Genomic DNA, 26,927 nt, shown 5'->3' with positions numbered 1-26,927 from the left:
TTGCATCGGGTGCGCGCTCACGCGGGCACCGGTTGTTCGTTCGGTTCATTGCCGGCCGCGCCACGCAGGCGCGCCAGCACGGCGTCTTTCGGTCCGTCGAGGAACACCTTGCCGTCGCCGTCCATCACGACGATGCGATCGACCAGGTCGAGCACCGACAGCCGGTGCGTGGCCACCACCAGGGTCTGGCCCTGCGTGACGTGCGCCATGCGGCGCAAAAATTCGTGTTCGGTCTGCAGGTCCATCGAGCTGGTGGGCTCGTCCATCAGCAGGATGCGCGGGCGCAGCAGCAGGCAGCGCGCGAGCGCCACCAGCTGGCGCTGCCCGCCCGACAGGCCGTGGCCGCCCTCGCCGATGGGCATGTCGTAGCCGCGCGGATGGCGCGCCGCAATCGCGTCGATGCCGGTGATGCGCGCCACGTGCAAGAACTCTTCCGTGGTGGCCGAGGGGTGGCCGATGGTCACGTTGTCGCGCAGCGTGCCGTGGAACAGGCGCGCGTCCTGGCTCAGCAGGCCCACGGCGGCGCGCACATCGGCCGGGTCGATCTGGCCCACGTCGACACCGTCGAGCAGCACCTGCCCGGCACCGGGCTGGTACATCGCGGCCATCACGCGCAGCAGCGTCGACTTGCCGCAACCGATGTTGCCCAGGATGGCGATGCGCTCGCCCGCCTTGATCGTCAGGCTCACGTCCTGCAGCACCGGCGGTGCCGGCTGCATCGGCGGCGCGGGGTAGGCAAAGTTGATCTTCTTGAGCGTGACGTGGCCGTTGAACACCGGCTTGGCCAGGTAGCGTCGCTCCGCCACGCGGTCGGCCGGCTTGGCCATCACCTGGTTGAGTGAGGTCAGCGCCGTCTTGGCCTGCTGGTAGCGCACCGCCAGGCCCACAACCGCCGCCAGCGGCGAGGTCGAGCGCCCGGCCAGAATGACCGTGCCGAACAGCGCGCCCATCGTGAACTCGCCCGCGTGGATAAGGTACACGCCCCACACCACCAGCACCACGGTCTGCACCTGCTGGATCAGCGTGACGAGGTTCACCGCCATGCTCGACAGCTTGCGCGACTTCATGGAGCTGGTGGCCGCGAGCGCGCTGAAGTTTTCCCACTTCTGCTGCATCACGCCCTCGCCGCGCGCGGCCTTGAGCGACTCGATGCCTTCGATCGATTCGATGAGCAAACCCTGCTTGAGCGAACCCTCGCGCAGGTTCTCCTGCATCACCTTGGCCAGCGGCCACTGGATGGCCACGCTGATGAGAATGATGAGCGGAATGGACAGCAGCGGCACCAGCGCCAGCGGCCCGCCGATCATGAAGATGATGCCCACGAACAGCAGGCAGAACGGCAGGTCCGACAGCGTCGAGATGGTGGCCGAGGTCACGAAGTCGCGCACCGATTCGAACTCGCGCAGCTGGTTGGCCGACGAACCCGACGACTGCGGCTTGTGCTCCATGCGCGTGGACAGCAGCTTGCGAAACAGCATCGAGCCCAGGATCAGGTCGGCCTTCTTGCCCGCCATGTCCACCAGGTGCGAGCGCACGTGGCGCGCGCTGAACTCGAACACCATCGCGAACACCACGCCGATGGCCAGCGACCACAGCGTGACATACGCCTGGTTGGGCACCACGCGGTCGTACACGTTCATGGTGAAGAAGGTGCTCGCCAGCGTGAGGATGTTGATCAGCAGCGCCGCCAGCGCCGCGCTCGCGTAGTAGCGCCGGTAGCGCCACAGCGTGGAAAAGAGCCAGTGCCCTTCCGACTCTTCGGCCTCGGGGCCGGCGCGGTCGTCCAGCTGCGCATGCGGCTTGGCCAGCAGCGCGTGGCCGCCGTACAGCGCGGCCATTTCCTGCACGGTGAGCGTCACCGTGCCCGTGCCGGCTTCCGGCAGGATCACGTCGTAGGTGGCCTTGTCGCCCTGGCCGTTGCGGCCGGTGATCACACACGCGCCGCCTTCCTTGCGCAGCGCCACCACGGGGAACAGGTACGACAGCAGATCGCCCACCTCGCGCTTGACCCAGCCCGCGCCGATGCCCGCCTGCTCCAGGATGCGCACCGCCAGCGTGGGCGACAGGCGCATCTCGCGCGGCAGGCCCGCCTGCAGTGCGGCCTCGCTCAGCGTGCGGCCGTGGTGCGCGCACAGCCAGTGCACGGCGCGCAGCAGCGTGTCGCGCTCTTCCGCCACCATCGCCATCGGCGACGCCTCGTTGCCGGGGGCTCCCGGTACGCCGGGTACGGCGTCATGCGCGATCACTGCAGCCATGTGGTTCTCTTTTCTCTTCGCCCGTTGGCAGGCCTGTGGCAGCGCGGCGGGGCCGTGGATGCCGGTGGTGTGAAACGTCGGGGCAACACCCGTCCCTGCCCCACGGCATCGGACTTTCATGGCATTGCACCGACAAGGAATTCGCAGGGGCCCGCATGCGCTTCGGCAGCGGGGGATCTCGACGTGGGAACCGCGCAGCAGGCGCCGTTCCCATGCCAAGGACTTTACAAATGGGCCCGTGAACAATCCATCGGACTCGTCCGAAACTGCGGGCCGCATGCACGCCAAAAGGGGCGTTGTCCTTGCCGCTGCGGGCAAGGGGCAACGCCCCGCGGCGCACGCAGCGCCGGAATGCCCGCCGCGCCGTGCGACTTACGCGACTTACTTCACGCCCTGCACTACCACCTCGACGCGGCGGTTGGGGGCGTTGCACGCAATGCGGGCGTCGCGCGAGCGGTTGGCCGTGCACGACACCACGGTCTCGACGCTGCCCATGCCTTCGGCCGCGATGCGGTCCGCCGGCAGGCCTTCGTCGGCCAGCACGCGGCGCACCGTCTGTGCGCGCTGCTCCGACAAGCGCAGGTTCTCGGGCGCCGAGCCGATCGGATCGGCATGGCCGCGCACTGCGATGCGCGTCACGCCTTCCAGCGAGTTCGCGCGGATCTGCGCAGCCACGTCGGCCAGTGCCGTACGGCCCTTCTGCGTCATCGCGGCGAGGTCGGAGCGGCCGAACGCGAACAGCGTGTCGGTGTTGAGCGTGTAGCGCGCCTTTTCCACCGGCTGCACCGCGGCCACCGGCTCCCGGCAGCGCTCGACCGCGCTCGCGCGGCTGATCACGTGACGCTGCTCGTGCGCGCCCGCCAGCATGCGTTCGGCATCGGCGCGGCGGTAGGGCACGGGCGAGCCCGAGCCGTCCTGCTCCGACACGGCCACGAACACCGTCTTGCCGCCCTCGAGCTCGGCGCGCGTGCGGGGCTGCGACTTGCCTTCGTAGGTGGGCGCATCGCCGAGGTAGGCCTCGACCGAGTGGTTGCCCGGGGCCACGCACAGGCGCGTGAAGCTGTTGGGCAGCAGCGCGGCGTGGAACTCGCCGTTCACGTACACGTGCGCCGCACCGGGGCGCTGGCCGGCGGCCGAGGTGCTGACGGGGCGAAAGAAGATCACCTGGGCCTGGTCGGCCGCTGCAGCAGGCACGGCACGGTAGGCCGGCCCCTGCCGGACCGCAGCAGCGCCCGGCTTCTGCGGTTGCTGGGCCTGCGCCGCGGTCGCCGCCAGCACGCCCAGTGCCAGGAGTGCGGCGGCGCGGACGCCGCGGTAGGAGAAAAGAAAAGTCGAAGGAAGCAACGAGGACATGAATGGCTCCGGGTGCCCCGCACGGGGCACGCATGAAAAATGAATGAGAAAAAAGTGGGGCCTCGACGCCACGGCCGGGCGACGGGCCCCGTCGACTTAGAGGATCGTCACGTGGACCTTGTCCTCGACCAGCAGTTCGGCGGTGCCGGCCAGGTTGGTGTAGACGTGGTACGTCACGCCGCCCACCGTGGCATTGCTGCCCTGGGTCCAGCCGTCGTCGCCGTGGGTGCCGCCGAGCAGGTCGACTTCGCCATTGGCGCCGTTGACCAGCATCTGCACCTTGCCGTCGGCCACGACCATGTCGCGCGCACCGCCAGCCAACAAGTCGTGCGTGCTCAGCGCCAGCGTGTTGCCGCCCGACCCGAGGTCGAACTTCTCCACGCCCTGCACCTTCGGGCCGAGGGCCGACAAGTCGATGTGCATCGCCTTGCCGTGCATCACCAGGGTGTCGATGCCCAGGCCGCCGTCGATGTGGGCGAAGTCGCCGCTGTGGACGCGGATGACGTCGTCGCCCGCACCGCCATGCACCGTGTCGCCCGTGCCCACCTTCATGAAGGTGTCATTGCCCGCGCCGCCTGCGAGGCGGTCGGCGAAGCCGAGTTTGGCGATGAACGTGTCGTCGCTTTCGGTGTAGACCTGGGCCGGGCTGTCGATGATGTTGTCGTCCGTCATCTCCACAGGTTCGAAGACACCGAAGGTGCCGGCGGGGTAGGCCCAGAAGTGACTGGTCTTGTTGACGGGGACGGAGACAAAAGCCGTCAGGTTGCCCGCCGCATCTTCGAACGCCACCTTGATCGGGATTCCCGCCGGGATGGGGAGGTCCCGCCACACGCTGGTGATCGTTCCATCCCTGTGGCCCTCGGTGACCTGGAGGTAGTAGTCCTTCTCGATGTTGTTTTCGACGTAGCGAATGACGACCCGAGCCGCGTCCTTGACCCCGGGATTCTCAGCGACTGGAATGTCGAGGGCCCACCAGTACCACAAGTGGGCGTACGACAGATAGATGCCGCCCTGGGCAAGAACCGGCGGTGCCGTATCCACCGTGAACTCGAACGCACCCGAGGGCGCACTCGTGTTGCCCGCCTGGTCCGCCCCCGCCACCGTGATGCTGTGCGCACCTTCGCCCAGCGCCTTGGCCGGCGTGTAGGTCCAGTTGCCCGAGGCGTTGGCCTGCACGCGGTCGATCTCCACGCCCTTGTCATAGATGATCACGGTGCCGTTCGCATCGGCCTTGCCGCTGAAGGTCGGCTTGGCGTCGTTGGTGGTGGTGCCGCTGGCAATGGCGCCTGTGATGGCCTCCACGTCGTCGACCACCGACACGATGGTCGGCTTGCCCGGCGGCGTGGTGGCCACCGTGAAGCCGAAGGCATCCGACGCCACGCTGGCGTTGCCCGCCTTGTCCACCGCCGTCACCGTGATGGTGTGCACGCCATTGCCCAAGGCCGTTGCCGGTGTCCAGCTCCAGTTGCCCGACGCATCGGCTTGCACCTGCGTGAGCTTCACGCCCTTGTCGTAGATGACCACGGTGCTGTTGGCCTCGGCCTTGCCCGAGAAGTCGGGGCGTGCGTCGTCGGTGGTGCCGTTGAGCGCCACGCTGCCCACGATGCTGCCGACGTCATCGACCACCGACACGATGGTCGGCCTGGCCGGCGGCGTCGTGTCCACCACGAAGTTCCAGCTGCCGCTGGCCTCGCTGGTCTGGCCCAGCGGATTGGTGGACGTGGCGGTGATGCCGTGCGCACCCTCGGCCAGATTGGCCAGGGGCGTGAAGCTCCACTGGCCCGAGGCGTCGGCGACGACCTGGCCCAGCAGCGTGCTGCCGTCGTAGAACTTGACCGTGTGGTTCGCCTGTGCCCTACCCGCCAGCGTCGGCCTGGCGTCGTTGGTGGCTTCGCCGGGTTGCAGCATGTGCGGCGTGCCCACATCGTCGAACACGCTCTCGATCACGGGTGCGCTCGGCTTGTCGGTGACGACGTTGACGGTGTAGCGCCCGGTCGGCATGGTCTCGTTGCCGGCGGCATCGCGCTCCACGAGCGTGAAGGTGTTCGGGCCTGCGGCCAGCGGGGTGTCGACCTGGAAGGTCCACTGGCCGTTTTCTCCGATGGTGGCCTGCCCCAGTTCGCGGGTGCCGGCGGCATCCCTGACCATCACGGTGACCGTGTGGCCGGGCACGCCAGTGCTGATGCCGCTGAGCAGCGGATGCGTGTCGTCGGTGGTGGCGCCGGAGGCCACGTTGCCGGTGACGCCGCCCACGTTGTCGGCGACGCCCGTGATGGCCAGTCGGCTGGCGTCGGGCGGGGTCACGTCGATCTCGAAATTGAACGCGGGCGAAGGCGCGCTCTCGTTGCCGCTGCTGTCGCGCGCGACGATGGTGATGGCGTGCAGGCCTTCGAGCAGGTCGGTCGAGGGCGTGAAGGTCCAGGTGCCGTCTTCGGCGACTTCGGTGGTGCCGATCTCGGTGCCGTTGTCACGGATGACGATGGTGTCGCCCGGCGTGCCCTGGCCGCGGAATTCGGGTTGGCGGTCGTCGGTGACGCCGCCGGGGGCGATGCTGCCCAGGATGTCGCCGGCGTCGTCGGCGGCGCCGCCCACCGAAGGAGGAAGGGGCGCGAAGGTCGATGCGCCTGCGCTCATGGCGGGGGCGATGGTCGCGTGGGGGGTGACGTTCGTCTGTTCGAATGTCATGGGATTCCTATGCTCTGAAATGGGAAAGGAAGACCGGATCGGCACGCGAAACAAGCGCAGCGCGATCCAGCGTTTTGAGGGGTGGCCTACTCTAGAAATCGCCGTCGGGCCGGGCCATCGGACGAATCTGAAAGCCGGGTACGAAGGAGTAGGTCGGTGCCGAAATCGCGCACAAAGTCGTCGACAACGGCACAGGTCAAAAAGAAAAACGCGGCAGCCGCACCGGCAGCTGCCGCGTCATGCGCGGCGCTGTGGTTGCGCCGCGTGACCGACCAGCGGCCTTACAGGATGGTCACGTGGACCTTGTCCTCGACCAGCAGCTCGGCGGTGCCGGCCAGGTTGGTGTAGACGCCGTACGTCACACCGCCCACCGTGGCGTTGCCGCCCTGGGTCCAGCTGTCGTCGCCGCCGAGCAGGTTCACGTCGCCGTTGGCGCCGTTGACCAGCATCTGCACCTTGCCGTCGGTCACGACCATGTCGCGCGCGCCACCGGCCAGCACGTCGTGCGTGCTCAGCGCCAGCGTGTTGCCGCCTGCGCCCAGGTCGAACTTCTCGACCCCCTGCACCTTCAGGCCGAGGGCCGACAGGTCGATGTGCATCGCCTTGCCGTCCATCACCAGGGTGTCGACACCCAGGCCGCCGTCGATGCGTGCGAAGTCGCCGCTGTTGACGTGAACCCTGTCATTGCCCGCGCCGCCGTGTACCACGTCACCCGTGCCCACCTTCAGGAAGGTGTCGTTGCCTGCACCGCCTTCGAGGCGGTCGGCGAAGCCGAGCCTGGCGATGATCTGGTCGTCAGCTTCGGTGTAGCCCTGCGTCGGGTGATCGAGCACGTCGGTGCCGTGGGCTGCCGCATCGGCACCGGCACCGGCACCGGCACCGGCACCGGCACCGGCACCGGTACCGGCACGGTCGCCCGTTTCATCCCCATCCAAAGCGAAGGTCCCGGACACATCCGGCATGGTCTGCGCCGACACATTGCCCACCGGGTCGATGATGACCGCCGAGGCATCGAGGTTGGCGGTGGGGCCGCCGCCGATCTGGAGGTTGTCCATGGCGGCGACGACATCCCGTCCATCCTTGGTCTCGAATGTCACACGGCCGATCTCCCGGCCCACGGGTGCCGCAAAGCTGTAGTCATTGGGAGTCGCCCCGCCCGGGATCGCGACAACGTCGATCACACCGCCCTTCATGTCATAGATCGTCATGGTCGTAGGGGATGATTGATCGGTGCCGCGCCAGCGGAAACCGATGAAGTCCGTTCCCTCCGCCACCGCGAACTGAAGGGTGGGTCCCGCTCCGGCGGGCATGCCGAATGCCAGGTAATTCCCCGACATGCCCCAGAACATCTCCGATACTGAGGTCTTCGGGGAAACGTACATCTGGCTGCCGGTGATCGTCAGGCGACCGCTCTCCAATGAAGGCACGTAGGTGCCCTCCGGTGCGATCGGCATCCCCTCGAAGCCGACGGTGAACGGCGGCACCGGATTGGCCACGTACGCCTTGCCTGCGGCAATGTCGGCCGCCGTGAGCACATGGTCGACGGGCCCGTCGCCGAAGATCACGCGCACCTTGTCGCCCGCCTTCGCATCGGTGGTGTCGAAGTACACGTCCACGCCCGTCGCGGTGGCCACCAGCTTGGTCGGGGCCTTGGGCGGCGTCGTATCCACCGTGAACCCGAACGCCGCCGAAGGCACGCTGGACACGCCCGCCTTGTTGATCACGATCGCACTGATGCTGTGGCCGCCGTCGGCCAGCGGGGTCGCCGGCGTGTACGTCCATTTGCCCGAGGCATCGGACTCCACGCGCGTCACCTCCACACCGTTGTTGAAGACGATGACGGTGCTGTTGGCCTCGGCCTTGCCCGTGACCAGGGGCTGGGAGTCGTCGGTGAAGTCGCCGCTGTACAGGTCGCCCTGCTCGCCGCCCACGTCGTCGTACACCGACACGATGACCGGCTTGGGCGGCGGCACGGTGGACACCGTGAAGCCGAAGGGATCCGACGGCGCGCTGAGGTTGCCCGCCTGGTCGACGGCCTTCACGGTGATGGTGTGCACGCCGTTGTTCAGCGCCGTCGTCGGCGTCCAGGTCCAGTTGCCCGACGCATCGACAGGCACGCGCTTGACCTCCACACCCTTGTCATAGATGACCACGGTGCTGTTGGCTTCGGCCTTGCCCGTGAAGACGGGGCGCGGGTCGTCGATGACGCCGTTCAGCGTCACTTCGCCCTGGATGCTGCCCACGTCGTCGACCACCGACACGATGGTCGGCTTGGCCGGCGGCGTCGCGTCGACGGTGAAGTCGAAGGCGGCCGACGGCGCGCTCACGTTGCCTGCGGCGTCCGTAGCGGTCACGGTCACGTTGTGCGCGCCGTTGCCCAGCGGCGTGGTCGGCGTGACGCTCCAGTCGCCTGCGGCGTTGGCCGTGGTCTCGCCCAGCAGCGTGCCGCCGTCGTAGACCTTCACGGTGCTGCCCGGCTCGGCCTTGCCCTTGAACTGCGGCCGGGTGTCGTCGGTGACGCCGCCCTGCACCACGTTGACGGTGATGCTGCCCACGTCGTCGAGCACCGCCACGATGGTGGGCGCGCCCGGCGCGGTGAAGTCGACGGTGAAGTCGAACACCGCCGTCTTCGCGCTCTCGCCGTGCGCCGCCGTGGTCACGGTGGCGCTCAGCTCGTACTGTCCTTCGCGCAGCGGGGTGGCCGGCGTGAGGCTCCAGTCGCCGTTGGCGTCGGCCACGACCGAGCCCAGCACGGTGGTGCCGTCGTACACCTTCACGGTGCCGCCCGGGGTGGCCTTGCCGTGCAGGGTCGGGGTGGCGTCGTCGGTGACGCCGCCCTTGGCGATCTCGCCGAGGATGTCGCCGGTGTTGTCGGTCGCGCCGGCGATGCTGATGGTCGCGGGTTGCACATCAACGGTGAAGTCGATGGCCGCGCCCGGCTGGCCCACGTTGCCGGCCACGTCGATCACGGCGTTGCTGAAGCTGTGCGCGCCCGGCGCCAGCGGCGTGGACGGCGTGAAGCTCCAGTCGCCCGCGGCATTGGCCTGCACCCTGTCGATTTCCTTGCCGTCGTCATAGATGACCACGGTGGCGTTCGGCTCGGTCTTGCCCGCGTAGGTCGGGGTGTCGTCGTCGGTGACGGTGCCGCTGGTGATCGGCCCCTTGATCTCGCCGGCATCGTCGCTCAGCGTCGCGACCGAAGCCGCGGGCGGCGTGTAGTCGGTGGTCAGCACGAACTCGGCCGAAGGCGCGCTCGTGTTGCCCGCCTTGTCGGTGGCGGTGACGGTGAACTTGTGTTCGCCCTCTGCCAGCGGCGTGGTGGGGGTGTACACCCAGTTGCCGTTGGCGTCGGCCACGACCGTGCCCAGCTTGGCGCCGTTGTCGTTGATGGTCACGGTGCTGCCGGCTTCGGCCTTGCCCGAGAGCGTGGGCGACGGGTCGTCCGTCACGCCGCCGTTGACCAATGCACCCTGCTTGGCGCCCACGTCGTCTGCTGCCGCGTCGATGCTCGGCGCGGTCGGTGGCACGGTGTCCACGGTGAAGTTGAACGGCTTGGTCGGCTCGCTCGGGTTGCCGGCCTTGTCGGTGGCCGTGGCGGTGATGGCGTGTGCGCCCTCTCCCAGGTCGGCGGTGGGCGTGACGCTCCACGTGCCGTCGGCCTTGACCACGGTCTCGCCCAGCAGGGTCGAAGCGTCGTACACCTTCACGGTGCTGCCGGCCTTGCCCGTGCCCTGGATTTCAGGGCGGGTGTCGTCAGTGGTTCCGTTGAGCGCGATGCTGCCCTTGTTGGTGCCCTGGTCGTCCAGCAGCGTGTCGATCGACACCGTCACGCCCGAGTTGTCGACCACGATGTTCAGGGGCGCGCCCTGTCCGCTGCTGTTGCCCGCCGGGTCCACCACCTCGGTGGTGAGCGCGTGCGGCCCGTTCGCCAGCGGCGCGTTCGGCGTGAAGCTCCAGTCGCCGTTGCCATCGACCGGCGCGCTGCCCAGCAGCGTGCCGTTGTCGTAGACCTTCACGGTCGCGCCGGGCTCGGCCTTGCCGTTGAAGGTGGGCTTGGTGTCGTCGGTGGTGTCGCCGTTGGCGAGCGGACCCGTCTTGGCACCCACGTCGTCCAGCACTTCGAGACCCGTCACCTGGCCCGGAGGCGCGGTGTCGACCACGAAGTTCCAGATGCCGGTGGCATCGCTGGTCTGGCCCACGGAGTTCGTGGCCGTCGCAGTGATGTCGTGCGGGCCGTCGGCCAGGTTGGCGTCAGGCGTGAGGCTCCACTTGCCGTTGGCGTCGGCCACGGTCTCGCCCAGCAGGGTCGCGCCGTCGTAGACCTTGATGGTGTTGCCGGCCTGCGCCGTGCCGATGATGGTCGGCTTGGCGTCGTCGGTGACTTCGCCCTTTTGCAGCATGTGCACCACGCCCACGTCGTCCTGCACGTTCTGGATCACCGGCACGCTCGGCGGCACGCTGTCCAGGATCACGGTGTACGACGCGCTCGGTGCGGTCGCGTTGCCTGCGGGGTCCACTTCGATGGCGGTGAACTCGTTGCTGCCTTCCAGCAGCGGCGTGGTCACTGGCAGCGTCCACTTGCCATTGGCCTCCACGTTCGTGCGGCCCAGCTCGCGGCTGCCCGTGCTGTCCTTGACCATCACGATGATGGTGTCGCCGGCCGTGCCGGTGCCGCTGATGACCGGGCGGCTGTCGTCCGTCGTCGCGCCCGAGGCCACGTTGCCCGTGATGCCGCCCACGTCGTCTTCCACGCCCGTGATCGCCAGCTTGCTGTAGTCAGCCGGCGTGTAGTCGGTGGTCACCACGAACTCGGCCGAAGGCGTGCTCGTGTTGCCCGCCTTGTCGGTGGCGGTGACGGTGAACTTGTGTTCGCCTTCTGCCAGCGGCGTGGTGGGGGTGTAGCTCCATTTGCCTTCGGCATCGGCCACGACCTTGCCCAGCTCCACGGAGCCGTCCTTGATGATCACGGTGCTGCCCGCTTCGGCCTTGCCCGACAGCGTCGGGGACGGGTCGTCCGTCACGCCGCCGTTGACCAATGCACCCTGCTTGGCGCCCACGTCGTCCGTGACCGACTCGATGCTCGGTGCGGTCGGCGCAACGGTGTCCACGGTGAAGTTGAACGGCTTGGTCGGCTCGCTCGGGTTACCGGCCTTGTCGGTGGCCGTGGCGGTGATGGCGTGTGCGCCCTCTCCCAGGTCGGCCGTGGGCGTGACGCTCCACGTGCCGTCGGCCTTGACCACGGTCTCGCCCAGCAGGGTCGCGCCGTCGTACACCTTCACGGTGCTGCCGGCCTTGCCCGTGCCCTGGATCTCAGGGCGGGTGTCGTCGGTCGTGCCATTGAGCGCGATGCTGCCCTTGATGGCACCCTGGTCGTCCACCAGCGCGTCGATCTGCAACGTGCCGGGGATGTTGTCCACGATCAGGTTCAGCGGTTCACCCTGGCCGCTCGAGTTGCCCGCGGGGTCCACCACCTCGGTGGTGAGCGCGTGCGAACCGTTGGCCAGCGGCGTGGTGGGCGTGAACGTCCAGTCGCCGTTGCCATCGACCGGCGCGCTGCCCAGCAGCGTGCCGTTGTCGTAGACCTTCACGGTCGCACCCGGCTCGGCCTTGCCGTTGAAGGTGGGCTTGGTGTCGTCGGTTGTGTCGCCGTTGGCGAGCAGGCCCGTCTTGGCGCCCACGTCGTCGAGCACTTCGAGACCCGTCACCTGGCCCGGAGGCGCGGTGTCGACCACGAAGTTCCAGATGCCGGTGGCATCACTGGTCTGGCCCACCGGGTTGGTGGCCGTGGCCGTGATGTTGTGCGTGCCGTCGGCCAGGTTGGCTTCAGGCGTGAAGCTCCACTTGCCCGAGGCGTCAGCCACGACTTCACCGATCTTGGTGCCGTTGTCGTAGACCTTCACGGTGGTGCCGGCCTGCGCCGTACCGATGATGGTCGGCTTGGCGTCGTCGGTCACCTCGCCCTTTTGCAGCATGCCCGTGTGGATGCCCACGTCGTCCTGCACGTTCTGGATCACCGGAACTTCCGGGCGACCCGTGTCGACGTTGATGCTGTACGAAGCGCTCGGCGCGGTCTGGTTGCCCGCCGGGTCCTGCTCGATGGCCGTGAACTCGTTGGCGCCCGCAGCCAGCGGCGTGGTCACTTGCAGCGTCCACTTGCCATTGGCGTCCACGTTCGTGCGGCCGAGCTCGCGGCTGCCCGTGCTGTCCTTGACCATCACGATGATGGTGTCGCCGGCCGTGCCGGTGCCGCCGATCGCAGGCAGTGCGTCGTCGGTGGTGGCGCCCGAGACCACGTTGCCCGTGATGCCGCCCACGTCGTCTTCCACGCCCGTGATCGCCAGCTTGCTGGCGTCCGGCGGCGTGTAGTCGGTGGTCAGCACGAACTCGGCCGAAGGCGCACTCGTGTTGCCCGCCTTGTCGGTGGCGGTGACGGTGAACTTGTGCTCGCCTTCTGCCAGCGGCGTGGTGGGCGTGTACACCCAGTTGCCGTTGGCGTCGGCCACGACCTTGCCCAGGAAGGCGCCGTTGTCATTGATGGTCACGGTGCTGCCGGCTTCGGCCTTGCCCGAGAGCGTCGGGGACGGATCGTCCGTCACGCCGCCGTTGACCAATGCACCCTGCTTGGCGCCCACGTCGTCTGCCGCTGCGTCGATGCTCGGCGCGGCCGGTGGCACGGTGTCCACCGTGAAGTTGAACGCCTGGGTCGGCCCGCTCGGGTTGCCGGCCTTGTCGGTGGCCGTGGCCGTGATGGCGTGCGCGCCCTGGCCCAGATCGGCCGTGGGCGTGACGCTCCACGTACCGTCGGCCTTGACCACGGTCTCGCCCAGCAGCGTCGCGCCGTCGTACACCTTGACGGTGCTGCCGGCCTTGCCCGTGCCCTGGATCTCGGGACGCTTGTCGTCGGTGATGCCGTTGGCGGCGATGGGGCCCGTCACCGTGCCCTGGTCGTCCACCAGCGCGCTGATCCGCAGCTCACCAGGGATGGTGTCCACGATCAGGTTCAGCGGAGCGCTTTGACCGCTCGAGTTGCCCGCGGGGTCCACCACCTCGGTGGTGAGTGCGTGCGAACCGTTCGCCAGCGGCGTGGGAGGCGTGAAGCTCCAGTCGCCATTGCCGTCGACCGGCACGCTGCCCAGCAGCGTGCCGTTGTCGTAGACCTTCACGGTCGAACCCGGCTCTGCCTTGCCCTTGAACTCGGGCTTGTTGTCGTCGGTGGTGTCGCCGTTCTTCAGCGGTCCCTGCACCGCGCCCTCGTCGTCCAGCACTTCGAGGCCCGTCACCTGGCCCGGGGGCGCGGTGTCGACCACGAAGTTCCAGATGCCGGTGGGTTGGCTGGTCTGGCCCACGGGGTTGGTGGCGGTGGCGGTGATGTTGTGCGTGCCGTCGGCCAGGTTGGCTTCAGGCGTGAAGCTCCACTTGCCCGAGGCGTCGGCCACGACTTCACCGATCTTGGTGCCGTTGTCGTAGATCTTGACGGTGGTGCCGGCCTGCGCCGTACCGATGATGGTCGGCTTGGCGTCGTCGGTCACCTCGCCCTTTTGCAGCATGCCCGTGTGGATGCCCACGTCGTCCTGCACGTTCTGGATCACGGGCGCGCTCGGCGGCACGCTGTCCAGGATCACGGTGTACGACGCGCTCGGTGCGGTCGCATTGCCTGCGGGGTCCACTTCGATGGCGGTGAACTCGTTGCTGCCTTCCAGCAGCGGCGTGGTCAGCTGCAGCGTCCACTTGCCATCGGCGCCCACGGGCGCTTCGCCCAGCTTGTGGGTGCCCGTGCTGTCCTTGACCATCACGATGATGGTGTCGCCGGCCGTGCCGGTGCCGCTGATGACCGGGCGGCTGTCGTCCGTCGTCGCGCCCGAGGCCACGTTGCCCGTGATGCCGCCCACGTCGTCTTCCACGCCCGTGATCGCCAGCTTGCTGTAGTCAGCCGGCGTGTAGTCGGTCGTCACAACGAACTCTGCCGAAGGCGCGCTCGTGTTGCCCGCCTTGTCGGTGGCGGTGACTGTGAAGGTGTGCTTGTCTTCCGTCAGCGGCGTGGTGGGCGTGTAGCTCCAGTCGCCGTTGGCATCGGCCACGGTCGTGCCCAGCTTGGCGTTGTTGTCATACACGGTCACGGTGCTGCCGGCTTCGGCCTTGCCCGACAGCGTGGGCGACGGGTCGTCCGTCACGCCGCCGTTGACCAATGCGCCCTGCTTGGCGCCCACGTCGTCCGTGACCGATTCGATGCTCGGCGCGGTCGGCGCGACGGTGTCCACGGTGAAGTGGACCGCCTGGGTCGGCTCGCTCGTGTTCCCAGCCTTGTCGGTGGCCGTGGCGGTGATGGCGTGTGCGCCCTCGCCCAGATCGGCCGTGGGCGTGAAGGTCCACGAACCGTCGGCCTTGACCGTCGTCTCGCCCAGCAGCGTGGCGCCGTCGTACACCTTGACGGTGCTGCCGGCCTTGCCCGTGCCCTGGATCTCGGGACGCTTGTCGTCGGTGGTGCCGTTGGCGGCGATGGCGCCCTTCACGTCACCCTGGTCGTCCACCAGCGCGCTGATCCGCAGCTCGCCAGGGATGGTGTCCACGGTCAGGTTCAACGGAGCGCTTTGACCGCTCGAGTTGCCCGCGGGGTCCACCACCTCGGTGGTGAGTGCGTGCGTCCCGTCCGCCAGCGGCGTGGGGGGCGTGAAGCTCCAGTCGCCGTTGGCGTCGACCGGCACGCTGCCCAGCAGCGTGCCGTTGTCGTAGACCTTCACGGTCGAACCCGGCTCGGCCTTGCCCTTGAACTCGGGCTTGGTGTCGTCGGTGGTGTCGCCGTTGTTCAGCACCCCTTGCTTGCCGCCCACGTCGTCCAGCAGCTGGACGGTCGCCGGGGCGGGGGCCTTCGTGTCCACCGAGAAGTTCCAGATGCCGGTGGGAACACTGACCACGCCCACCACGTTGGTGGCCGTGGCGGTGATGTTGTGCGTGCCGTCCGCCAGGTCGGCTTCAGGCGTGAGGCTCCACTTGCCTTCCGCGTCGGCCACGACCTGGCCCAGCAGCTTCGTGCCGTCGTAGACCTTGACCGTGCTCCCCGCCTGCGCGGTGCCGATGATGGTCGGTCGGGCGTCGTCGGTCACGTCACCCTTCTGCAGCATGCCCGTGTGGATGCCCACGTCGTCCTGCACGTTCTGGATCACCGGCATGAGCGACGGGCCGTTTTGCAGGATCACGGTGTAGGGCGCGCTCGGTGCGGTCGCATTGCCTGCCGGGTCCACTTCGATGGCGGTGAACTCGTTGTTGCCCTGCAGCAGCGGCGTGGTCACCTGCAGCGTCCACTTGCCGTTGGCGTCCACGATCGTCTCGCCCAGCTTGTGGTTGCCCGTGCTGTCCTTGACCATCACGATGATGGTGTCGCCCGCCGTGCCGGTGCCGCTGATCGCGGGACGGCTGTCGTCGGTGGCGCTGCCCGAGGCCACGTTGCCCGTGATACTGCCCTCGTCGTCTTCCACGCCGGTGATCGCCAGCTTGCTGGGGTCCGGCCGCGTGTAGTCGGTGGTCAGCACGAACCCGGCCGAAGGCGCGCTCGTGTTGCCCGCCTTGTCGGTGGCGGTGACGGTGAACGTGTGCTGCTCTTCCGTCAGCGGCGTGGTGGGCGTGTACACCCAGTTGCCTTCGGCGTCGGCCACGACCGTGCCCAGCACGGCGCCGTTGTCCTTGATCGTCACGGTGCTGCCGGCTTCGGCCTTGCCCGAGAGCGTGGGCGACGGGTCGTCCGTCACGCCGCCGTTGACCAGCGGGCCCTGCACCAAGCCCACGTCGTCCAGGGCCGATTCGATGCTCGGCGCGGTCGGTGGCGCGGTGTCCACGGTGAAGTTGAACGGCTTGGTGGGCTCGCTCGTGTTGCCTGCCAGGTCGGTGGCGGTGGCGGTGATGGCGTGCGCGCCTTCACCCAGATCGGCCGTGGGCGTGACGCTCCACGTGCCGTCGGCCTTGACCACGGTCTCGCCCAGCAGCGTGGCGCCGTCGTACACCTTGACGGTGCTGCCGGCCTTGCCCGTGCCCTGGATCTCGGGACGCTTGTCGTCGGTCGTGCCGTTGGCGGCGATGGGGCCCGTCACGGCGCCCTGGTCATCCACCAGCGTGTTGATTTCCAGCTTGCCCGGAATGCGGTCCACGATCAGGTTCAGCGGATCGCCCTGGCCACTCGAATTGCCCGCCGGGTCCACCACCTCGGTGGTGAGTGCGTGCGGCCCTTGCGCCAGCGGCGTGGAGGGCGTGAAGCTCCAGTCGCCGTTGGCGTCGACCGGCACGCTGCCCAGCAGCGTGCCGTTGTCGTAGACCTTCACGGTCGAACCCGGCTCTGCCTTGCCCTTGAACTCGGGCTTGTTGTCGTCGGTGGTGTCGCCGTTCTTCAGTGGTCCCTGCACCGCGCCCTCGTCGTCCAGCACTTCGAGGCCCGTCACCTGGCCCGGAGGCGCGGTGTCGACCACGAAGTTCCAGATGCCGGTGGGTGTGCTGGTCTGGCCCACGGGGTTGGTCGACGTCGCGGTGATGTTGTGCGTGCCGTCGGCCAGGTCGGCCTCAGGCGTAAGGCTCCACTTGCCTTCCGCGTCGGCCACGACCTGACCCAGCAGCTTCGTGCCGTCGTAGACCTTGATGGTGTTGCCCGCTTGCGCGGTGCCGATGATGGTCGGCCGCGCGTCGTCGGTGACCTGGCCCTTCTGCAGCATGCCCTGGAGCACGCCCACGTCGTCCTGCACGTTCTGGATCACGGGCTCGCTCGGCGGCACGCTGTCCAGGATCACGATGTACGACGCGCTCGGTGCGGTCGCGTTGCCTGCGGGGTCCACTTCGATGGCGGTGAACTCGTTGCTGCCTTGCAGCAGCGGCGTGGTCACCTGCAGCGTCCACTTGCCGTTGGCCTCCACGATCGTGCGGCCGAGCTCGCGGCTGCCCGTGCTGTCCTTGACCATCACGATGATGGTGTCGCCGGCCGTGCCGGTGCCGCTGATCGCGGGACGGCTGTCGTCGGTCTTCTCGCCCGAGGCCACGTTGCCCGTGATGCCGCCCACGTCGTCTTCCACGCCCGTGATCGCCAGCTTGCTGGGGTCCGGCGGCGTGTAGTCGATGGTCAGCACGAACTCGGCCGAAGGCGCGCTCGTGTTACCCGCCTTGTCGGTGGCGCTGACGGCGAATTTGTGCTCGCCTTCGTTGAGCGGCGTGGTGGGCGTGTAGCTCCAGTTGCCTTCGGCGTCGGCCACGACCTTGCCCAGGAAGGCGCCGTTGTCGTTGATGGTCACGGTGCTGCCCGCTTCGGCCTTGCCCGAGAGCGTGGGCGACGGGTCGTCCGTCATGCCGCCGTTGACCAATGCACCCTGCTTGGCGCCCACGTCGTCCAGCGCCGATTCGATGCTCGGCGTGGTCGGTGGCACGGTGTCCACGGTGAAGTTGAACGCCTGGGTCGGCTCGCTCACGTTGCCAGCCTTGTCGGTTGCGGTCACGGTGATGCTGTGCGCGCCGTCGGCCAATGCCGTCTCGGGCGTGACGCTCCACGTGCCGTCGGGCTTGACCGTCGTCTCGCCCAGCAGGGTCGCGCCGTCGTACACCTTGATGGTGCTGCCGGGCTTGCCCGTGCCCTGGATTTCAGGGCGCGCATCGTCGGTGTTGCCGTTGGGGGCGATGGCGCCCTGGATCGTGCCCTGGTCGTCCATCAGCTTGCCGAGAGTCACGACGCCAGGAATGGCATCCACCACCACATTCAGCGCATCGCCCTGGCCGCTGCTGTTGCCGGCTTGGTCGACCACTTCGGTGGTGAAGGCGTGCTCGCCGCTGGTCAGCGGCGTGGTGGGCGTGAAGCTCCAGTCGCCGTTCTCGTCCACCGGCGCTTCGCCGATCTTGGTGCCGTTGTCGTACACGTTCACGGTGGCGCCCGGCTCGGCCTTGCCGCTGAAGGTGGGACGGTCGTCGTCGGTGGTTTCGCCGTCCTTCAGCGCACCCTGCTTGCCGCCCACGTCGTCGGTGATGACGAGGTCGGTGACCTTGCCCGGCGGCGTGGCGTCGACCACGAAGTTCCAGACGCCGGTGGCGTCGCTGGTCTGGCCCACGGGGTTGGTGGCCGTGGCGGTGATGTTGTGCGTGCCGTCGGCCAGGTCGGCTTCGGGCGTGATGCTCCACTTGCCATTGGCGTCGGCCACGGTCTGGCCCAGCAGCTTGGTGCCGTCGTAGACCTTGATGGTGTTGCCCGCTTGCGCGGTGCCGATGATGGTCGGCCGCGCGTCGTCGGTGACCTGGCCCTTCTGCAGCATGCCCTGGTGCGGGCCCACGTCGTCCTGCACGTTCTGGATCACGGGCACGCTCGGCGGCACGCTGTCCAGGATCACGGTGTAGGGCGCGGTGGGCGCGGTGTGGTTGCCCGTGGGGTCCATCTCGATGGCGGTGAACTCGTTCTTGCCTTGCAGCAGCGGCGTGTTCACCTGCAGCGTCCACTTGCCGTCGGCCTCCACGATCGCGCGGCCCAGCTCGCGGCTGCCCGTGCTGTCCTTGACGGTCACGATGATGGTGTCGCCGGCCGTGCCGGTGCCGCTGAGCAGCGGACGGCTGTCGTCGGTCTTGCCGCCCGAGGCCACGTTGCCCGTGACTTCGCCCACGTCGTCGGCCACGCCCGTGATGGCCAGCTTGCTGGCATCGGGCGGGGTCACGTCGATCTCGAAATCGAAGGGGTCGGAAGGCTTGCTCTCGTTGCCGGCCGGATCGCGCGCGATGACGGTGATGGAGTGGTCGCCCTCCTTCAGGTCGGTCGAGGGCGTGAAGGTCCAGGCGCCGTTCTCGTCCACGTCGGTGGTGCCGATCACGGTGTCACCGTCCTTGATGACGATGGTGTCGCCCGGCGTGCCTTCGCCATGGAACTCGGGCTGGCGGTCGTCGGTGACGCCGCCCGGGGTGATGGGGCCCTGGTACTCGCCCATGTTGTCGTTGGCGCCGCCCACCTGGGGCTGCTCGGGCGGGGTGATGTCGACGACGAAATCGAACGGGTCGGAAGGCTCGCTCTCGTTGCCCGCGGGGTCGCGCTCGACGATGGTGATGGAGTGGTCGCCCTCGCTCAGGTCGGTCGGCGGCGTGAAGGTCCACACGCCGTCCCCATTCACTTCGACGCGGCCGATTTCCTTGCCGTGGTCCTGCACGATGATGGTGTCGCCCGGGGTGCCCTGGCCGTTGAACTCGGGACGCTGGTCGTCCGTCGCGCCGCCCGGGGGCACGCGGCCGGTGATGCTGCCGACGTCGTCGATGACGGCGCCGGGGCCTTCGCTGCTGCCGCCGTCCCACTCGGGCTTGGGCGGCGGGGTGGTGTCGACGCCGAACTCGAACGGGTCCGAAGGCTCGCCTTCACGGCCGGCCGGATCGCTCTCGGTGATGGTGATGGAATGGTTGCCCTCGCTCAGGTCCTTCGGTGGCGTGAAGTGCCACGCGCCGTTGCCGTCCACAAGGGTCTTGCCGATTTCTTTGCCGTTGTCGTACATGGTGATGGTATTGCCGGGGGTGCCGGTTCCGAAAAAATCAGGTCGCGTGTCGTCGGTCTGGCCGCCGGGTTGGATCTGGCCCTTGATGGGGCCGACGTCGTCGTAGGCACCGCCGATGCCGTCGAAGCCGGGCTTGCCGGGAGGACGCACGTCGGGCGGGGGCAGCACGGGCGGAAGGCTGGGCGCGGTCGCGCCGTCGCTGCCGCTGGCCGCGGCAATGGCGCCGAGACCGAGCGCGGCCAGGCCGCCGGTCATCAGCAGGGGCAGCATGCCGCCGAAGAGGTCGTTGCCACCGGCTTCGGTGCCGGCCAGGTACGGCGCACCCGCGCCGTACGAATCGCCACCCAGCGCCACGGGCGCCGACTGGCCTTCGGCCAGCGCGTAGATGTCGCCCGCGCCATCGGTGCGCGCGTAGGCGTACAGCTGGCCGTCCTCGGCCACGCCGTACAGGCCCACGGGTTCGGACTGCGCGTAGTAGCCCTCGAGCACCAGGCCCGGGCTCGTCTCGCCTTCGAGCGTGATCTGCAGGTCGTTGCCCACGCGCGTGAGCGTCACGTTCTCGGGCGCGAAACCGTCGTCGCCCTTGAGCAGGTACTTCGCGCCCTTCTGGACCTTGATGCGGACCGGCGCCTTGCCGTTCGTTGCCGCTTCCACCGTGTGATCGATGTTCCTGCCGTTGCTGTTGACGACGACCTTCGTCTTCTTCGTTGCCATGTGATTCCTAGTGCTTGCTGAATGAAAAACGGGACCGCAGCGGCGCGCGCACGCGCGGCGCCAGCTCATACGGTTTGTTGACCGATGACTTTAGGAAGACGGTCCCGTTCCATCCATCGGACGAGTCCGAAAGCGGGTGCGACAAACATAGGCACAGGGCGAAACTGTGAACAAAGCCCCCAGGAGTTCGTACAAAGCACAAGGCCCTCGCGAGTCAGCGACTCGCAAGGGCCTTGAAGAAGACCGCGCCGCAGCGCGAAGCGGTCAGCGTCCGAGGTCTTTGGCGGACACGCCGCCGATGCCCCAGTTTTCCTTGGGCATGTCGTGCAGCCACACGCGCACGTTCTCCTTCGGCACGTCGACGGCCTCGACGATGGCGCGGGTCACTTTCTCGATCAGCGCGCGCTTCTGTTCTTCGGTGCGGCCTTCGATGAGGTAGATCTGTGCAAAGGGCATTCGTGTACTCCTGCTGTGTGCTTCAGTGGTTGATGCAGATCAGACGAAGCGCAGGCCCACGCTGCCCATGCCCTGCACCTTCAGCGTGACGGCATCGCCCGCCTGCACGGCCACGGCCTCGGTGATGCCGCCCGACAGGATCAGCGTGCCCGCCGGAATCTCCTCGCCGCGCGCGCCCAGGTGGTTGGCCAGCATCGCGATCGCCGCGGCCGGGTGGCCGAGCACGGCGGCGCCCGCGCCGAAGGCCACGGGCTGGCCGTTCTTCTCGAGCACGATGCCCACGGTGCGCAGGTCGACCTCGCTCGCGGGCACGGCGCGCCCGCCCACCACGAAGCGCGAGGCGGAGGTGTTGTCGGCCACCACGCTCTTCAAGTCGAACTTGAAGTCGCGGTAGCGGCTGTCGATCACCTCGATGCCCGGCAGCACGAAGTCGGTGGCCGCGAGCACGGCGCCGATGTGGCAGCCCGGGCCGCTGAGCGCGCGCTTGGTGACGAACGCGATCTCGGGCTCGACCTTCGGGTGGATGAGCTCGCTCACCTTGCATTCGCCGCCCTCGGGCAGCGCGTAGTTGTCGGCCATGAAGCCGAAGACCGGCGTGGTCACGCCCATCTGCTTCATCTTGGCGTGCGAGGTGAGCCCGGCCTTCAGCCCGATGATGCGGTGGCCGCGCGCGAGCTTGCGGCGGCGGATCTCGTTCTGGATGGCGTAGGCATCGTCCCAGTCCATCTCGGGATGTTCGTCGGTGATCTTGGGCGTGTCGCGCGCCTCGAGCTCGCAGGTCTCCAGGTGCTCGGCGAGCGCGGCGATGGTGTCTGGGCTGAGCTTCATGCCGCCACTCCTTCCTGTTGTTGCTGCGCCGCCTGGCGTGCGCGGGCCAGCGTGATGGCCGTGTCTTCGATCATGTCTTCCTGCCCGCCGACCATGCCGCGCCGGCCCAGCTCCACCAGGATCTCGCGCGCGGGCACGCCGTACTTCTTCTCGGCGCGCTTGGCGAACAGCAGGAAGCTCGAGTACACGCCCGCGTAGCCCAGCGTGAGCGAGTCGCGGTCGACGCGGATCATGTGGTCCATGATCGGCACCACGCGGTCCTCGGCCACGTCCTGGATGCGGAACACATCGACACCGGTCTCGATGCCCATGCGGTCGCACACCGCCACGAACACCTCCATCGGCGTGTTGCCCGCGCCCGCGCCCAGGCCTGCGGCGGCGGCATCGATGCGGTTGGCACCGGCCGCAACGGCCGCGACCGAGTTGGCCACGCCCATCGCGAGGTTGTGGTGGCCGTGAAAGCCCAGCTCGGTGTCGGCCTGGAGCGCCGCACGCACCGCGCCGATGCGCGCCGTGACGTCGTCCGGCAGCATGTAGCCCGCCGAGTCGGTCACGTAGATGCAGTTGGCGCCGTAGCCTTCCATGAGCAGCGCCTGGCGCACCAGCGTCTCGGGCGAGGCCATGTGGGCCATCATGAGAAAGCCCACCGTGTCCATGCCGAGCCGGCGCGCCATGGTGATGTGCTGCTCGGACACGTCGGCCTCGGTGCAGTGCGTGGCCACGCGCACGGTGTGCACGCCCAGGCCGTGCGCCATGCGCAGGTGGTCCACGGTGCCGATGCCGGGAATCAGCAGCGCCGACACCTTGGCCTGCTTCATGAGCGGGATCACGGCGCCCAGATACGCCTCGTCGGAATGCGCGGGAAAGCCGTAGTTGACCGAGCTGCCGCCCAGGCCGTCGCCGTGCGTCACCTCGATCAGCGGCACGCCCGCTTCGTCGAGCCCGATGGCGATGTGCGTCATCTGTTCGAGCGTCATCAGGTGGCGCTTGGGGTGCATGCCGTCGCGCAGCGTCATGTCGTGCAGGGTGACGCGGCGGCCCTTCAGATTCGTGTTCGTCGTGGTGGTCATGGGGGTGCTCCTAGGCCACGGCGGGCTCGGGTTGCGGGAGGCTGGCGAGCATCGCTTCGGCGAACATTTCGGCCGTGCGCGCCGCGGCGGCGGTCATGATGTCGAGGTTGCCGGCGTACTTGGGCAGGTAGTCGCCCAGGCCCTCGACCTCCAGGTAGATCGACACGCGGTGGCCGTCGAACACCGGTCCGTTCACGAGCTTGTAGCCCGGCACGTACTTGCGCACCTCGGCAATCATTTCGTGCACCGAGGCCGTGATGCGCGCCTCGTCGGGTGGGCCTTCGGTGAGGCAGTGCACCGTGTCGCGCATGATCAGCGGCGGCTCGGCCGGGTTGACGATGATGATCGCCTTGCCCTTGGCCGCGCCGCCCACGCGCTCGACCGCACCGGCCGTGGTGCGCGTGAACTCGTCGATGTTCTTGCGCGTGCCCGGGCCGACCGAACGGCTCGACACGGTGGCCACGATCTCGCCGTAGGCCACGGGCTGCACGCGCGACACGGCCGCCACCATCGGGATGGTGGCCTGCCCGCCGCAGGTGACCATGTTGACGTTGGCCGGCCGCGCGCCGCCTTCCATCAGCAGGCTCTTCAAGTTGACCGGCGGCACGCAGAACGGGCCGATGGCCGCGGGCGTGAGGTCGATCATGAGCACGCCCAGTGCATTGAGCTTGGCACTGTTCTCGGCATGCACGTAGGCACTGGTGGCGTCGAACGCGATCTGCACGCCGTCGACCTGCACATGCGGCAGCAGGCCGTCCACGCCCTCGGCCGTGGTCTTCAGGCCCATCTCGCGGGCGCGCTTGAGGCCGTCGGACTCGGGGTCGATGCCCACCATCCACACGGGTTCGAGCACCGGGCTGCGTTGCAGCTTGGCGAGCAGGTCGGTGCCGATGTTGCCGGGGCCGATCAGCGCGCACTTGATCTTGGTTGTGGTCGTCATGGGGTTGTCTCCTTCAATGGAAGCGCACCGAACAGCCGCCGAGGCCGCCGATCGAGACGCGGAAGTTGTCGCCGGCCTTGGCGGGGAACATCGCGGCGAGCGCGCCCGACAAAATCACCTCGCCCGCCTTGAGCCCGATGCCCAGCGCACCGAGCGTGTTGGCCAGCCACGCGACCGCGTTCACCGGCGAGCCGAGCGCAGCGGCGCCCGCGCCGGTGGCGATGATTTCGCCGTTCTTCTCCAGCACCATGCCGCAGGTGGCCAGGTCGATGCGGCGCGGATCGACCGCGTGGTCGCCGAGCACGAACACGCCGCACGAGGCGTTGTCGGCCACGGTGTCGGCGATCTGGATCTTCCAGTCGCGGATGCGCGAATCGACGATCTCGAAGCAGGGCATCACGCACTCGGTGGCGGCCAGCACGTCGGCGTTGCCGATGCCGGGGCCCATGAGGTCGCGCTTGAGCAGGAAGGCGATCTCGCCCTCGGCCTTGGGCTGGATGAGCGTGGTGCTGTCGATCGACTCGCCCTCGCCGACGACCATGCCGTCGAGCAGGTAGCCGAAGTCGGGCTGGAACACGCCCAGCATGTTCATCACGGCGCGCGAGGTGACGCCGATCTTCTTGCCGACGACGCGCTCGCCGGCTTCGAGGCGGCGCGCGATCATGCGCTGCTGGATGCCGTAGGCGTCGGCGATGGTGATGCCTGCGTGCCGGCTGGTGAGCGGGTCCACGACGCTGCGCTCGCGCAGCGCGTCGTAGAGCTCGTCGCCGAGCCGCTGGATGAGGGTGGGGTCCATGGTGGGTTCTGTCCTTTGCTCTGTCTCGGGTGAATCAATCAATCGGTCGATCGGCTTCGTTCAGGAAGTCGCCGACCAGGCGGGCGAAGCGCGCGCTGTGCTCGATCTGCGTCCAGTGGCCGCAGCGGCCGAACACATGCAGCTGGCTGCGGGGAATCCACTGGCTCAGCGTGAGCGAGGTGGCCAGCGGAATCACCTGGTCTTCGCGGCCGTGGATCAGCAGCGTCTCGTGCGGCAGTGCGCGAATGGCGGCCTTCGGGCTCGCCATGGCATCGACCCAGCGCTGGCGCGGCGCCGGGAACATCGCACCGAAGGTCTCCTGGAAACCGGGCCGCATGCTGGCCTCGTAGCGCAGCTGCGCGAGCTCGTCGGTGACGAGGGCGCGGTCGAACGCGAACACATCCATGATCCGGCGCATGTTCGCGAACGAGGGCGTGTAGCCCCACACGGCATCGAGCCCCGGCGTGATCGCGAAGGGCACGCCCACGCTGCCCATGAGCACCAGCCGGCGCACGCGGTGCGGCGCGCGGATGGCCAGGGCCAATGCCAGCGCACCGCCGAAGGAGTTGCCCACCACGTCGGCGCGTTCGATGTCGAGCGCGTCGAGCAGGTCGAGCGCCTGCTGCACCCAGGCGTCCATGGCGTAGGCCGCGCCGGGCACGCGCTCGGTGAAGCCGAAGCCGGCCATGTCGGGCGCGATCACGCGGCGCGTCTGCGCGAGCACCGGCAGCACCAGCCGCCAGTTGGCCCACGCACTCACGCCCGGGCCCGAGCCGTGGATGAAGAGCACCGGCGCGCCCTCGCCCAGGTCGTGCACGTTGGTGTGGAAGGCACCCGTGCGGATGCTGTTCGCGATCTCGAGGTTGCTCACCGCCAGGCCCTCACAGCTTGATGCAGACGTTGCGAAGTTCTGTGTAGAACTCGAGCGAATGCACGCCGCCTTCGCGGCCGATGCCCGACGACTTGGCACCGCCGAAGGCCGTGCGCAGATCGCGCAGGAACCAGCTGTTGACCCAGCAGATGCCGACCTGCACCTGCTTGGCCACGCGGTGGGCGCGGCCCAGGTTCTCGGTCCACACGGTGGTCGCCAGGCCGTAGTCGGTGGCGTTGGCCAGCGCGATGGCTTCTTCCTCGGTGTCGAAGGGCGCGATGTGGCAGCAGGGGCCGAAGATTTCCTCGCGGATCACCGAGGCCGTCTCGGGCAGGCCGGTCCAGATGGTGGGCTGCACCCAGTGGCCCTCGGCCAGCGCGCCGGGCATCGAGGGCACGCCGCCGCCGGTGACGACGGTGGCGCCTTCCTTCACGGCCTTCGCGTAGTACGACAGCACCTTCTGCTGGTGCTCGCGCGAGATCAGCGGGCCGATGCCCACGCCGGCTTCTTCCGACGGGCCCGGCTTGAGCGCCTCGGCCCTGGCCTTGAGCGCCGCGACGAACTTGTCGAAGATCGGCCGCTGCACGTAGACGCGCTCGGTGCCCAGGCACACCTGGCCGCAGTTCTCGAAGGCCGAGCGCGTGATGCCGGCCACGGCCTTGTCGAAATCGGCATCGGCGAACACGATGCCGGCGTTCTTGCCGCCCAGCTCGAAGGACACGGGCCGCACGCCCTTGGCGGCCGCGCCCATGATGGCCTCGCCGGTGCGCGTCTCGCCCGTGAAGGTGATGCCGTCCACGCCCGGGTGCGTGGTGAGGAACTCGCCGGCCGAGTCGGGGCCGAAGCCGTGCACCACGTTGTAGACGCCCGGCGGAATGCCGACCGCGTTCATCACCTCGCCCAGCAGCGTGGCGGTGGCCGGCGTTTCTTCCGAGGGCTTGACCACCACCGTGTTGCCGCAGGCCAGCGCGGGCCCGACCTTCCAGGTCATGAGCAACAGGGGCAGGTTCCACGGGCACACGACGCCGATCACGCCCCGCGGCGAGCGCACGGCGTAGTTCAGCGCCTGCCCGCCGTCGGGCGTGGCCATCTCGAAGCTCTCGGTGGGCACGTTCTTCACGATGTCGGCAAACACCTTGAAGTTGGCCGCGCCGCGCGGGATGTCGACGTGCGAGGCCAGCGCGTGCGGCTTGCCGGTGTCGGCCATCTCGGCCGCCAGGAAGTCGTCGAAGCGCCGGTTGATCTCGTCGGCCACGGCATGCAGCAGCTCGACGCGGCGCGCGACGCTCATGCGGCCCCACTCGCCGTTGAGGGCCGCACGCGCGGCGCGCACGGCCGCGTCGACCTCGCCGCGGCCGGCTTCGTGCACCTTGCCGATGACGCGGTTGTCCACGGGCGCGCGGTTGTCGAAGGTCTTCGTCGTGGCGACGAACTCGCCGCCGATGAAGTTCATGAACTGTTTCATCGCACCGTCTCCT

Annotated in this window: 10 protein-coding genes and 1 pseudogene; all 11 read right to left on the bottom strand. The window is 68.5% G+C overall.

Going from position 1 to position 26,927, the window contains the following annotated elements:
• Positions 1–17 precede the first annotated feature (17 nt).
• The 11 genes and pseudogenes from AC1RLW_RS26740 to AC1RLW_RS26690 all read right to left on the bottom strand — a co-directional run bounded on the left by AC1RLW_RS26740 (position 18) and on the right by AC1RLW_RS26690 (position 26,914).
• Positions 18–2,255: a type I secretion system permease/ATPase gene (locus tag AC1RLW_RS26740; RefSeq protein WP_493195715.1), complete on the bottom strand. Its 2,238-nt coding sequence runs from the start codon at positions 2,253–2,255 to the stop codon at positions 18–20.
• Between the two features lie 381 nt (positions 2,256–2,636).
• Complete coding sequence (locus AC1RLW_RS26735; protein WP_493195714.1) at positions 2,637–3,608, bottom strand: OmpA family protein; 972 nt, start codon at positions 3,606–3,608, stop codon at positions 2,637–2,639.
• 96 nt (positions 3,609–3,704) lie between these two features.
• A complete protein-coding gene (locus AC1RLW_RS26730) occupies positions 3,705–6,293 on the bottom strand; it encodes an Ig-like domain-containing protein (RefSeq protein WP_493195713.1) in 2,589 nt (862 codons plus the stop codon).
• 281 nt (positions 6,294–6,574) lie between these two features.
• Positions 6,575–20,488: an Ig-like domain-containing protein gene (locus AC1RLW_RS26725; RefSeq protein WP_493195712.1), complete on the bottom strand. Its 13,914-nt coding sequence runs from the start codon at positions 20,486–20,488 to the stop codon at positions 6,575–6,577.
• Positions 20,489–20,752: 264 nt separating this feature from the next.
• Positions 20,753–20,950, bottom strand: a pseudogene (thmT, locus tag AC1RLW_RS26720) (2-hydroxymuconate tautomerase); the annotation flags it as partial.
• Between the two features lie 33 nt (positions 20,951–20,983).
• Positions 20,984–21,772, bottom strand: coding sequence for a 2-oxo-3-hexenedioate decarboxylase (dmpH, locus tag AC1RLW_RS26715; protein ID WP_493195711.1), 789 nt, complete (start codon positions 21,770–21,772; stop codon positions 20,984–20,986).
• Positions 21,769–22,842, bottom strand: coding sequence for a 4-hydroxy-2-oxovalerate aldolase (gene dmpG, locus AC1RLW_RS26710; RefSeq protein WP_493195710.1), 1,074 nt, complete (start codon positions 22,840–22,842; stop codon positions 21,769–21,771). Before dmpG ends, dmpH begins: the two co-directional genes overlap by 4 nt.
• A 10-nt stretch (positions 22,843–22,852) precedes the next feature.
• Positions 22,853–23,782, bottom strand: a complete 930-nt coding sequence (locus AC1RLW_RS26705) for an acetaldehyde dehydrogenase (acetylating) (RefSeq protein WP_493195709.1) — start codon at positions 23,780–23,782, stop codon at positions 22,853–22,855.
• Between the two features lie 13 nt (positions 23,783–23,795).
• Positions 23,796–24,578: a 2-oxopent-4-enoate hydratase gene (gene dmpE, locus AC1RLW_RS26700; RefSeq protein WP_493195708.1), complete on the bottom strand. Its 783-nt coding sequence runs from the start codon at positions 24,576–24,578 to the stop codon at positions 23,796–23,798.
• Between the two features lie 34 nt (positions 24,579–24,612).
• Positions 24,613–25,455: an alpha/beta fold hydrolase gene (locus AC1RLW_RS26695; RefSeq protein ID WP_493195785.1), complete on the bottom strand. Its 843-nt coding sequence runs from the start codon at positions 25,453–25,455 to the stop codon at positions 24,613–24,615.
• Between the two features lie 4 nt (positions 25,456–25,459).
• Entirely contained in the window at positions 25,460–26,914 is a 1,455-nt protein-coding gene (locus AC1RLW_RS26690) for a 2-hydroxymuconic semialdehyde dehydrogenase (RefSeq protein ID WP_493195707.1), read from the bottom strand.
• Positions 26,915–26,927 lie beyond the last annotated feature (13 nt).

The sequence above is a fragment of the Variovorax sp. GW822-FHT04A09 genome (assembly GCF_058801005.1).
The sequence above is the reverse complement of the archived record's forward strand: the minus strand, read 5'-3'. Positions and strand labels throughout refer to the sequence as shown.